General features: G+C 62.8%; 12 protein-coding genes. 9 read left to right on the top strand and 3 right to left on the bottom strand.

Annotated elements, in window-relative coordinates:
• Positions 1-60 precede the first annotated feature (60 nt).
• From AC1DU8_RS01300 to AC1DU8_RS01290, 3 genes are all read right to left on the bottom strand, one after another.
• The gene (locus AC1DU8_RS01300) at positions 61-2,703 is read right to left on the bottom strand and encodes a beta strand repeat-containing protein (RefSeq protein ID WP_457281409.1); all 2,643 of its coding nucleotides are present in this window, start codon (positions 2,701-2,703) and stop codon (positions 61-63) included.
• Between the two features lie 118 nt (positions 2,704-2,821).
• Entirely contained in the window at positions 2,822-3,322 is a 501-nt protein-coding gene (locus tag AC1DU8_RS01295; protein WP_477666468.1) for a hypothetical protein, read from the bottom strand.
• Between the two features lie 676 nt (positions 3,323-3,998).
• Entirely contained in the window at positions 3,999-5,489 is a 1,491-nt protein-coding gene (locus tag AC1DU8_RS01290; protein ID WP_477689536.1) for an aminotransferase-like domain-containing protein, read from the bottom strand.
• Positions 5,490-5,610: 121 nt separating this feature from the next.
• Here AC1DU8_RS01290 and AC1DU8_RS01285 point away from each other — a divergent pair, with 121 nt between their 5' ends.
• The 9 genes from AC1DU8_RS01285 to AC1DU8_RS01245 all read left to right on the top strand — a co-directional run bounded on the left by AC1DU8_RS01285 (position 5,611) and on the right by AC1DU8_RS01245 (position 11,559).
• The gene (locus AC1DU8_RS01285; protein WP_457281412.1) at positions 5,611-6,222 is read left to right on the top strand and encodes a LysE family translocator; all 612 of its coding nucleotides are present in this window, start codon (positions 5,611-5,613) and stop codon (positions 6,220-6,222) included.
• Positions 6,219-7,175 carry a DMT family transporter gene (locus tag AC1DU8_RS01280; protein WP_457281413.1) on the top strand — a complete coding sequence of 319 codons (957 nt, stop codon included), beginning with the start codon at positions 6,219-6,221 and terminating at the stop codon, positions 7,173-7,175. Before AC1DU8_RS01285 ends, AC1DU8_RS01280 begins: the two co-directional genes overlap by 4 nt.
• Positions 7,175-7,507: an antibiotic biosynthesis monooxygenase family protein gene (locus AC1DU8_RS01275; RefSeq protein WP_457281414.1), complete on the top strand. Its 333-nt coding sequence runs from the start codon at positions 7,175-7,177 to the stop codon at positions 7,505-7,507. Before AC1DU8_RS01280 ends, AC1DU8_RS01275 begins: the two co-directional genes overlap by 1 nt.
• A gap of 69 nt (positions 7,508-7,576) precedes the next feature.
• Entirely contained in the window at positions 7,577-8,038 is a 462-nt protein-coding gene (locus tag AC1DU8_RS01270) for a RidA family protein (RefSeq protein ID WP_457281415.1), read from the top strand.
• Positions 8,039-8,043: 5 nt separating this feature from the next.
• A complete protein-coding gene (locus AC1DU8_RS01265; RefSeq protein ID WP_457281416.1) occupies positions 8,044-8,373 on the top strand; it encodes a DHCW motif cupin fold protein in 330 nt (109 codons plus the stop codon).
• Between the two features lie 107 nt (positions 8,374-8,480).
• Positions 8,481-9,128, top strand: coding sequence for a DJ-1/PfpI family protein (locus AC1DU8_RS01260; protein WP_457281417.1), 648 nt, complete (start codon positions 8,481-8,483; stop codon positions 9,126-9,128).
• 19 nt (positions 9,129-9,147) lie between these two features.
• Entirely contained in the window at positions 9,148-9,609 is a 462-nt protein-coding gene (locus AC1DU8_RS01255) for a DUF6196 family protein (RefSeq protein ID WP_477726363.1), read from the top strand.
• Positions 9,610-9,723: 114 nt separating this feature from the next.
• Positions 9,724-10,917: an aminotransferase-like domain-containing protein gene (locus tag AC1DU8_RS01250; RefSeq protein WP_477726362.1), complete on the top strand. Its 1,194-nt coding sequence runs from the start codon at positions 9,724-9,726 to the stop codon at positions 10,915-10,917.
• Between the two features lie 21 nt (positions 10,918-10,938).
• Entirely contained in the window at positions 10,939-11,559 is a 621-nt protein-coding gene (locus AC1DU8_RS01245) for a glutathione S-transferase family protein (protein ID WP_457281420.1), read from the top strand.
• Positions 11,560-11,594: the final 35 nt, after the last annotated feature.

Raw genomic sequence — 11,594 nt, 5'->3', positions numbered from 1 at the left:
GGCCGTGCCCTTTGAAAAGCGGGGAAGCTTTCGCTTCCCGCGCTTGAGGTCAGTCCCGGGTTAGGGGTTGATGCGTACACCGAAAGTCACGACAGCCGACTGACCAGGGGTCAGGGTGCCGATCGTCGCGGTGACGGTGCCCGCTGCGCCTGCGGAGGGGCCGGTCACGGTACCTACCGTGCTTGCCGCAGCGCTGCTCAGGGTGGTGTAGCTAGGCGTCGCGTCGGACACCACAACGGAGGTCGCATTCGCGGATCCCACGTTGGTCACGGTGATCTGGTACAGCACGCACTGGTTGGGACGGGCGCTGAGGGTAGCCGCCGCGTAGACCGTGCCGCCGTTGGCGCCTGCGCAAGCCGTGTCCAGGGATTGCGCCTTGGTCAGCGTCAGGTTGCCGGCGATCACGGTCGTACTGTCAACCGCAGTAGCCACGGCAGGAACCGTCGTCGCGTAGCTGCCATTGGTGGTCGTGACCGTGATGGTCGTGGCGTCCACTGCACCGGGGGTTGCACCGCTAGGAGCGATCACCTTGTTGAACACCGTGATCGATGCACCGGGAGCCAGACCCGCAGGCAGGACGCCCGCGGCGTGCAGCGTGCTGCTGATCTGAGGGTCGGTCGCGTCGAGTACGCCGTTGGCGTTGGCATCGTAGTACAGCGCGGAAGTCCAGCCGGCCTGGTTGTCGGCGCCGGCCAGGGTCAGCGTGCTGACTGTGCCGTTGCCTTCCAGCACGTTGCCGGTATTGGTCAAGGTGTGGCTGTAGACGTAGGAGCCGCCCGGGTAGGTCTGGCCGGCGCCATTGGGCGTCAGGGTGACCGAGCGGACAGCGCTCACGATCACGGCGTCATGCAGCGTGTCTGAAGCGTTCGACGTGGGCGACAGCGTGCGGAAATACAGCTGCGTGGTGCCTGCCGCAAAGCCGGCCGGCACACCCACCACCGCGCAGACGACGACGTTGCCGCCGGCGGCCACGGAGCCGGTGTTGGTGATGGTCGCGCCGGTGGTCGAGCAGTTGCCCACGCCGCCGTCGGCGCGGAAGCTGACCGTCCAGCCAGCGGGCAGCGTCACGCTGGCGAAGGTGTTCACCGTGCTGGCGCCCAGGTTGTAGCTGTCCGGCGACGGGCCGGTGTTGTTGGCCACGATGGTGAAGACCGTCGAAGCGCCCGGGTTCAGCGTGTTGGTGACCTGCGCGGCACCTTCACCGTTGGCAAACACACCCACGCCGGGAACACCCACGGCGGTCGGCAGATTGTTGGTCGCATCAACTGCCGCGGCAGTCACGGCGGTCAACTGGTCGTTGGTTGTGGCCGTCTTGGTCGGGTCAAACACCGAGGTGGCCGTCTTGGCAATGATGAAAGGCGCACCGGTGTTGGTCGCGTTCGGCGGCAGCGTGGCCTTGAGGATCACGTTGTAGGTGGCGCCTGCGGCCAGCGGGCCGGTGTCAACCGTGCCGTCGCTATTCGTATCGACCAACGGCGTGACGCCGTCGCTCTTGTAAAGCTGGAAGGTCGTGCCGGCCGGGAAGTTGCCCGTGCTCAGCGTCATGTTGAAGGTGTCGGAACCGTTACCGGTATTGGTCACCGTGTTGGTGAAGCTTACCGTCGAGCCGGGCGCGGCCGGGCCAGGCACCGTGGTGCCGGTCAGCGTCACGGCGGCGGTCTGCAGCACCGTGAACGGCACCGTATTGGAGCCGCCCGTTACCGTGGTAGCGCCGTTGTTGTAGGACGTCGTGGCGGTGTTGTTCAGCACGCCGGGTGCAGTTCCCCCGGCCACGGTCACGCCGAAGCTGATGGTGCCAGATTGGCCAGCCGTTACCTGGTTGAGCGTGACCAGCAAGGTCTTGGTGCCCAGGGTGTAGCCCGAAGTCAGGGTGTTGGGTGCAGAACCACTGGAGGCACCAGCGTCGCTCAGCGCCGTGGCGCCCGTCACGCTCCAACGTGCAGAGCCTGCGGTATAGGTCAGGCCTGTCGGCAGAACGTCGGTGATCGCCACGGCGGTGGCCGTGCTGTTACCGGTGTTCGTGTAGGTCAGGGTGTAGGTGATGGCCGTGCCGGCGGAGCCGCTGGATACGCTGGCCGACTTGGTCAGCGTGACGACTGCGTTGGTCGTGGCCGTGGTCACGTCGGTGTTCGACTGGGTTTTCGTCGGGTCAAATACGCTGGTGCCGGTCACCGTGATGGTGTTGGTCTGTGCCGCCGTAGCCGTGCCCGGCAAGGTGGCGACCACGATGTACTTGAAGAGACCGCCTGCCGCCAGTGCGCCCGTCGAAGTGATCGCCGGGCCCGTTGGTGTGCCGCTGCCGTTGTCGGCAAAAATCTGGACGCTGGCCATCGAGAAGCCACCGGTATTGCTGGTGGTCAGGTTGAACGTGTCCGTGCCGTTACCCGTGTTGGTCAGGGTGTGCGGGTAGTACACCACGCTGCCGGGTGTCGCGTTCTGCGCGCCATTGGCCGCCAGGGTCAAGCTCGCAATCTGCTGCACCGTGGTCTGCACCACGTTCGACGTGACCGTGCGCGTTATGCCGGATGCATCCGAGTACGTGGCCGAGGCCTGGTTGCTGATGGACGTGCCCGCCGGCGGCGGCGCGGCATGGGCCGCCAGGCCGGCCAGAGCCAGCGCAAGCGCGACAAACAATCCCACAATCCAGTGGGTGAAGAAGTGCTGCAACCCTAAAGGCTGCGGACTCGAAGGATTGGCATACATGGCTTTTTCTCCTGGCTACTTAACAACGGTGAATCAACAAACAATTAACGGGGAACGGAAAGGCGAAATGCGCCGCCCGCATGGCGGGAGGCGCAGCTGCGAAGGAAGCTGGCCGTCATCACGGTTTGGCAGCCAGTGCGGCCGCAGGTGAATCGATACGCACACGCAGACTGACCACGGTGCTGGCGCCTGCGGCCAAGGTGCCGGTTTCCCAGCGCAAGGCGCGATAGTCAGCCAGGGGAACGGGCTCTTTGCGCACGCTGCCGTCGGCCTGCTTGACCATGCGCGTCAGTGGCATGGGTGCGAAGACAGTTCCATCCGTGGAGGCCAGGGCCTGTGCAGGTTCGGCACTTGCCGCGATAAAGGTGGTGCCCGGAGGCACCGGTATGGTTGCCAGAAGCTTGCCGGCTGCAGCGGCGCTGGTATTGCGGTAGGTTGCGCTGTACTGCAGGACATCCCCCGGTTTGCCATCGCCGGCAGGCTTGAGCACGGGCTTGCCGCCCACCATCTCCACGCGCTGCGCCAGGAGCTGGGAAGACACCGGCGAGGCTTGGGCCAGCACGGCCTGGCCAAACACCAGCCCGACGGCAAAAATACAAAGTTTCAGGGCAGATTTCATGGGTAACGTCCTTTCGTGACTCTCGGCAAATGGCTGGCTCGGAGGCAGATCCATGTAGGGCCGGCAACATATGCGCATCGATATGTATTTGAGACGTAACTTTATGTTACTTATCAACTTTCAGAGCCTCGATTACTTCACATGAACGCAACAGATGTGAATAAAAACAAAAATTCCGTGAGAAAAATCGCATAAATGTCCGTATTTAGTTGAATTTCAGCCTTCAATTTGATCAATTGAAACAGTAAGTTACACGTTAAAACATTGGAAATCCACCAAAAACTCTGAAGAAACTAATGGAAATTAACTAAAGCCGGATCTTCAGCTGATCAATTAGAGTTAACTCGTAACCAATAGAAACGACTATCAGATTACCGGCCAAGCCGAGTGTCATTTTCGAAAGGGGATAGGTAGCCGGGCAGCGCCAACGGGAAGCCGGAGGATGAGGAAAACAAGGAGAAAAGGGAGGAAAGAGCAACGCCCCAGGCGCAACAAGCCAGGCGAACTCCAACGCGGAGCATGGCGGGCGGAAGACATACCCGCATAGTCGCGACCGTTCCCGGCGGGCAGCGTGGCGAAGACAAGCGGCCCGAACTCGGCACTAAGCTCGCTCAAAGCTCGCTTCTTCACTGCCGGCCCCGTTCTGCCAGGGCAAGCCGCGAAAGAAGGAGGAAAGTTACCTCACGGCATCACGCAAGCGCGCAAACACCTTCCAGAACGCAGCCTCCTGCGTGGTTGCAAAGTTGATGCGCATCAATGTGCTGGGTTTGCGCGCCGCGTGAAACAAGCCGCCAGGCGCAATCAGGTAGCCCTCGTCCAGCATGCGCTGGGACAACGCATCGGTATCGACGCCCGTGTCCACCCAGCCGAACAGGCCGGCGGGCTCCGCAGCAAATGTGCAGCCGTGAGCCAGGGCCAATTTGACGCTGCGTGCACGCGCGCCGTCAAGCCGGGTGCGAATACGCTCGGCATGCCGGCGTAACTGGCCCTGATCTATGCACCAGGCCAGCGCCTTCTCCAGCAGGGCTGGCGTGGTTAGCGTGGCCAGCAGTTTGGTGTCTAGCAGGCGCTCGATGAGGTCGGGGGGTGCGGCCATGAAGCCGACGCGCCAGCCGGGTGCCAGGATCTTGGCGAAGCCGCTGACATAAATCGTGCGCTGCAGCCCATCGAGGGCGCATAGCCGCGTGGCATGCTCAGGCGCCAGGTGGCTGTAGGTGTCGTCTTCAACAATGTGGAAGTTGTGTTGCATCGCCAACTGCAGCACGCGGTGGGCGCTGCCGGGCGTGAGGCAGTAGCCCGTCGGGTTGTGGAATACGCTGACACTGACAAACAGCTTGGGCTGGTGGATTTCGCAGTATTGGGCCATCACCGCCAGGTCCGGGCCGTCGGCGCGGCGCGGTACCGGCAGGATGCGCATGCCTAAAGCGTCCAGCCGGGCGAACTCCACCGCCCAGCCGGGCTCCTCCACCATCACACAGTCCCCGGCACGCAGCAGCGTCCGGCTGACGATGTCGAGCGCATGGGTGGCGCCAACGGTGGTGATGATCTGCTCGGGCGCGGCGTGCACATTGAGTGCACTGAGCTTCTGCGAAAGCGCGCGGCGCAGGCCGCTGTCGCCCATGGGTTCACCGTACTGGAGCGAAAAGTCCCGCAACGCGCTGACGCTGGTGACTTTGCGGACGGCGGCCGGCATGAAGGTGGTTTCGAGCCAGTCTGGTGGAAACACGCCCATGCCGGGTTGCGGCTTGTTGCTGACCTTGTGGAACATCCCGCGGATCAGCGCCGTCGCATCCACCGGCGCCTGGCGCGTGGCCATCCAGGTCGCAGTGCTCCAGGCGCCCGGGGGGGTGTGGCCCGCGGGCGTACCAGTTTTTGCGTCTGCTATATTTTTTATAGCTACCGGCGCTTTGGGAGCCTGTGCCAGCGCCGCATTAAGCGAAGTATCACGGACAAAAAAACCGCGGTTCTTGCGCGCCACCACCAGACCTTGCGCCAGCAACTGGTCATAAGCCGCCACCACGGTGGAGGCACTTACACCTTGCTGCTCGGCGCACAGCCGCACAGAAGGCAGGCGAGCACCAGGGGCCAACAGCCGGCTACGGATGCGCTCGGCAAAGCGCGCCGACAGCTGTTCGGTCAGGGACTGTGAAGCGGTTTTCATCAACATGGTGTGGCCTTGGCACGCCCTGCTGGCGGCATGTGTGCTGACAATTTAACCAATACAGTTTGGGAATTTGTACCAACAACTGTACTGGTGGTGTATTGCTTTCAACTATAAAGTTGAAAGCATGAACTGGCAAGAATTTACGGCCTTACTGGTGCTGGCAACGGCGATGAGCTTTTCGCCGGGACCCAACACGACGCTATCAACCGCACTGGGAGCCAACCATGGGTTGAAACGCGCGCTGCCTTTTGTCTGCGCGGTGCCGGTCGGCTGGGGCGTACTGCTCCTGGTGTGTGCCCTGGGGCTGGGCGCCCTGGTGCTGGCCGTGCCCTTGCTGAGCTGGGCCGTGAAGATCATCGGCGTGGCGTACTTGCTGTGGCTGGCCTGGAAGATTTCACAGTCGCGCCAGTTGAGCGAGGCGGACGCGGCGCGCCTGAACGTCACTTTCTGGCAAGGCGCCGCACTGCAGTTTGTCAACATCAAGGCATGGATGCTGGCGCTGGCCATCGTGAGCGGCTGGATTGCCGGCCGCGAGGCGCCGGCCGCGCGACTGGCCATCGTATTACCTGTGATGCTGGCCTACGCTTTTGTGAGCAACCTCACTTACGCGCTCGCCGGATCTTTGTTGCGCGAGTGGCTGACCGGCCCGTCCGGCAGCGGGCGTCGGCTCCAGTGGTTCAACCGCGCCATGGCGCTGGTACTCGTGGCTACCGCCATCTGGATGCTTTTTATATGACGTCCACATCTGCCGACACAACCAAAGGGCTATGGCTCGGCTTGCTGGGCATCGTGATTTTTGCCGTCACGCTGCCCATGACACGCCTGGCCGTGGGCACGCCGGATGCGCCGCAGATGTCGGGCGTTTTCATCGCGCTCGGGCGGGCCACGGTGGCGGCCGTGTTGTCGGCGGTGTTTTTGCTGGCCACCCGCGCAGCGCTGCCGCAGCGAAAGGACTGGCTGCCGCTGGCCGTCACCGCGGGCGGCGTGGTGTTTGGTTTTCCGCTCTTCACCTCGATCGCCATGCGCTACGTGGAAGCCGTGCATGCAAGCGTCATTCTCGGCGTGCTGCCCCTGGCCACCGCGGCGGTGGGCGCCCTGCTGCACCGCCAGCGTCCGTCTGCCGGCTTCTGGCTGTGTGCGGCACTGGGCAGCGCGCTGGTGGTTCTGTTCGCCATGCTGCGTTCAAACAGTGTGGGCGGGCTGTCCATCCATTTTGCTGACCTTTTGTTGCTGGCCGCCTGTTTGTGCGCGGCCGTCGGTTACGGCTACGGTGCGCGGCTGTCCCAGCACATGCGCGCCGAGCACGTGATCTGCTGGGCCTTGGTGCTCTCGCTGCCCTTGACTTTGCCCCTGTCTCTTTTCAGCTGGCCCACAGCACCACTCAAGGTCAGCGCCTGGGCCGGCTTTGCCTACGTGGCGGTGTTCTCGGCCTGGTTGGGATTTTTTGCCTGGTACCGCGGCCTGGCGCTCGGCGGTACGGTGCGTGTCAGCCAGGTGCAGTTGGTGCAGCCGTTTTTGTCCATGTTGTTTTCTGTGCCGCTGCTTGGCGAGCACCTGGACGCCGTCACCGTCGGCTTCGGGCTGGCCGTGATTGCCACCGTTTTCATCGGAAAAAAAATGCCGGTGCAGTCAGGCGCTCGCGTCCGGGCCGCCGAACCTGGCTCTTTGCTTAACACCAGAAAGTTGTGATGTACTCAGCCGCCTTTATTTTTGAACCCGGCACCTACGACGAACGGTTCCACACGCTGGACGCGCTGATCGAAGAAGCCGCCCAGGCCACGCCTGGCTACCTGGGCGCGGAGTCCTGGCGCTCGCCGGATGGCGTGCTGACCAATGCCACTTACTTCTGGGAAACCGAAGAATCGCTGCGCGTTTTTTCAGCACACCCCAAGCACCTGGAAGCCAAACGCCAGTACACGCAGTGGTACAAAGGTTTTCACATCGTCATCTCACAGGTGTTGCGCTCTTACGGCGACGGCACCATTGCACACATCACGCCCAACCAGCGGAAACGGGCATGAAGTGGGCTTGAGGCGGCCCGCCGCTTTTGCACCTCTTTCCAGGATATCTCCTATAACAAGGAACCATCGATGACTCCCGAACAACGCCTGCAGCAACTCGGCCTGATCATGCCGCCCGTCGTGACACCTCGCGGTAATTTCGATGCCTGGGTGCTCGACGGTTCCATGCTGTACCTGTCGGGCAAGGGCTCGCCGCTGCGGCAAGACCTGGCCGTGGTGCCCAAGGTCGGGCGCGAGATCAGCGCGGAGGAAGCCCGCGACCATGCCCACGACGTCGGACTGAACCTGATTGCCACCATGAAGGCCGCCCTGGGCGAACTTTCGCGCGTGCGGCGCGTGGTCAAGCTGCTGGGAATGGTCAACGCAACACCCGACTTCATGGGTCATACCGAAGTCATCAACGGCTGCTCAGATCTGCTGGTGCAGGTATTCGGTGAGGCCGGCCGCCATGCGCGCTCGGCAGTCGGTGTGGGCTCCCTGCCGCGCGGATTTGCAGTGGAAATCGAAGCCATCGTGTCGGTCACGGAGTAATCAGCATGCAAATCAACGAAATCCCCTTCGGCACCACCGACTGGTCCAACGTGGAGCGCACCGAACATTCCGCCCTGGAAGGCAAGGCCTTCTGGCGCACTCGCAAGTTTGGCGACGTGCGCGTGCGCATGGTGGAGTACACACCCGGATATGTTTCCGACCACTGGTGCAGCAAAGGCCACATCCTGCTTTGCCTGGAAGGCGAGTTGCAGACGGAACTGGATAACGGCAGTGTGCATGTGCTGTTGCCCGGCATGAGCTACCAGGTGGCAGACGGCGCCGAGGCCCACCGGTCGACCTCGCCTTCGGGGGCCAAACTGTTTATCGTGGACTGACCCGTCGCGAACCGTCTCCACCCCCGGTACCGATAGACCGATTCACCACAACGTTTTTTTCTTCTTTCAGTGAAGTAGCTATTTCAACCCGCATCAGGACAGCTTTCATGCATATCGCCATCCTTACCTTCGACGGCTTCAACGAACTGGACTCCTTGATAGCCTACGGAATGCTGAGCCGCATTTCGCTGCGGGGTGATGCCGACTGGAGAGTCAGCATTGCCAGTCCCACCGAGCGGGTGACGTCCATGAACGGCCTCACCATCGATGCACATATCAACCTGAGGGAAGCCAACCAGGCTGATGCCGTGCTGATAGGCAGCGGCATGAAAACGCGCGAAGTCGCCAACGATGCATCCATCCTCGGCCAACTGCAGCTCAATCCGCAAAGGCAGCTCATCGCAGCGCAGTGCTCCGGGACCTTTTTGCTCGCCAAGCTGGGGCTTGTCGGCCAAATGCCGGCGTGCACGGACTTGACCAGCAAGCCCTGGGTTCAGGCAGCCGGGGTGAGCATCCTGAACCAGGCCTTCTTTGCGAAGGGTAACCTGGCGACCGCGGGCGGCTGCATGTCCGCGCAATACATTTCCGCATGGCTGATTGCCCGGCTGAAGGGCATTGACGAAGCCCGTGAGGTGCTGCACTACTTTGCCCCGGTCGGTGAAAAGGAAGAATACGTCGCGCGGGGACTTGCTCACCTGGAGGCGAATTTGCAGGAGCGGCCCATGACGCCGGAAACGTCCGGCGTGCCATCGTGACAACAGCGGAACCAAGCCAATGGACGTGACGCCGGAACCCCCCGAACAAACACACAAACGGCTTTTGCGCGTGATGGCGCACGCGCGTGTGGACATGCTCCCGGGCGACTACACCTTCGCCGAGTTTCCCTTGGCGCAGTTTCCTGTACATCTGGTCGCAAACCCTGCCAGCGAAGCGCTCGCTTTGGTCCGCGACCATGCGGTCTGGAGCGCGCTGCTGCCCGCATCGGCATCCACCAAAGCCGAGGACCGCTACGCCGTGGTGTGCCTGCATTTCGCGCCCGATATTCCCAACAGCGGCTTTGTAGGCTGGCTCGCCAGCGAGTTCAAGCAGCAGCTGGGAACGGGGGTGTTTGTCGTCTGCGGGCACCACGCGGCCGACGGCGGCGTCTTTGATTACTGGGGAATTCCGGGAAGCGTGGCGCCGCAGGCCGTGAGCCTGATTCACGCCATGCAGGCGCGAGGAAGGGGTGCAGAATGAACGCGTTGACTCACCCTGCCGCCGGCCGCCGTCGCGGCAGCGCTTTAGCTAAATGCCTTGCAGAAGTTTTTGTGACCAGGCTTGTCTTTGACAGCCCATCAGGAGGAGAGTGAAATGGAATGGACCCAAGCGCAGCGCGCCAAAAAAATGAACCCCTCGGTGATCCGCGAGATCCTCAAGGTCACGGAGAAGCCCGGCATCATCAGTTTTGCCGGCGGACTGCCCTCGCCCAAGACCTTTCCGGTCGCCGCCTTTCGTGAAGCGTGCGACAAGGTGCTGCGCGAAGACGGCCATGCCGCGCTGCAATACGCGGCCAGCGAAGGCTACGCCCCGCTGCGCGAGATGGTGGCCGCCATGCTGCCTTGGGATGTGGACCCAGCGCAGGTGTTGATCACCACCGGCTCGCAGCAGGGCCTGGATTTGATCGCCAAGATCCTGATCGACGCCGGTAGCCGCGTGCTGGTGGAAACGCCCACCTACCTGGGCGCGCTGCAGGCCTTCACACCGATGGAGCCCGAAATCGTCGGCGTGGCCAGCGATGACGAAGGCGTCGACATCAAGGATCTCGCCAGCAAAGCTGCTGGCGCGCGCTTCTTCTACGTGCTGCCCAACTTCCAGAACCCGACCGGCCGCACCATGACCGAGACGCGCCGTGCCGCGCTGAGCGCCGAGGCTGCGCGCCTGGGCCTGCCCATCGTCGAAGACAACCCTTATGGCGACCTGTGGTTTGACACGCCGCCGCCGCTGCCGCTCACCGCGCGCAACCCGGAAGGCTGCGTCTACATGGGCTCGTTCTCGAAAATCCTGGCGCCGGGTTTGCGCCTGGGCTTTCTGGTCGCGCCCAAGTCGCTCTACCCCAAGCTGCTGCAAGCCAAGCAAGCGGCCGACCTGCACACGCCGGGCTTTAACCAGCGCATGGTGGTCGAGACCATGAAGAACAACTTCCTGGACCGCCACGTGCCGACCATTCGCGCGCTCTACAAATCGCAGCGCGACGCGATGCTGGCCGCGATGAAGCAGGGCATGCCCGAAGGTGTGAGCTGGAACACACCGGCCGGCGGCATGTTTTTGTGGGTGCGCCTGCCTGAAGGCATGAACGCCATCGACCTGCTGCCCAAGGCCGTGGAGCGCAACGTGGCCTTTGTGCCCGGCTGGGCCTTCTACGCCGACCATGCCGACGCCCGCACGCTGCGCCTCTCGTTCGTCACGTCCAGCGTCGAGCAGATCAACATCGGCATCGCCGCGCTGGCTGCGGCCATACGCGAGCAACTACCTGCCGGCGTGCCTCAACTGCGCGCGGCAGCATGATGAACGCGAAAGGGGTCTGACATGCTTCATCTTTGGGGGCGCATCAGCTCCATCAACGTGCGAAAAGTCGTGTGGGCCGCGCAGGAGCTGGGGCTCACGATGCAGCGAACCGACGCCGGGGGCCAGTTCGGTATCGTCAAGGAGGCCGATTACCGGCGCAAGAACCCGAATGCGCTGGTCCCGCTGATGGAAGACGGTGAAGTGCTCATCTGGGAGTCCAATGTCATCGTGCGCTACCTGTGCGCCAAGCACTCGCCAGGCAATTTTTATCCCACAGCGCTGCCGCAACGCTTTGCCGCCGAGCAGTGGATGGACTGGCAGCAGACCACCTTCAACCCGGCCGGACGCACGGCTTTCGTGCAGTGGATTCGCACGCCTGCGGAGCAGCGCAATGCAGAACTGATCGCGCAGTCCGTAGCCGCCACCGAAGCGCTGCTGGCACTGCTCGATGCGCACCTGGCTGACCATGCGTTCATGGGCGGAGACCAGTTCAGCATGGCCGACATCCCGCTGGGCTGCGAAATGCACCGCTGGTTCGGCTTGCCGCAGCCGCGGCCCATTCGGCCCCACCTGGACCGCTGGTACCAAACCCTCCTGGCACGGCCCGCCACGCGCGGCGTGCTGGACCTGCCTTTGTCATAAATCTTCAAACCTATCCTGGAAAACCGAGAAACCCC

This window comes from Polaromonas sp. P3_A5, from assembly GCF_056403055.1.
The sequence above is the reverse complement of the archived record's forward strand: the minus strand, read 5'-3'. Positions and strand labels throughout refer to the sequence as shown.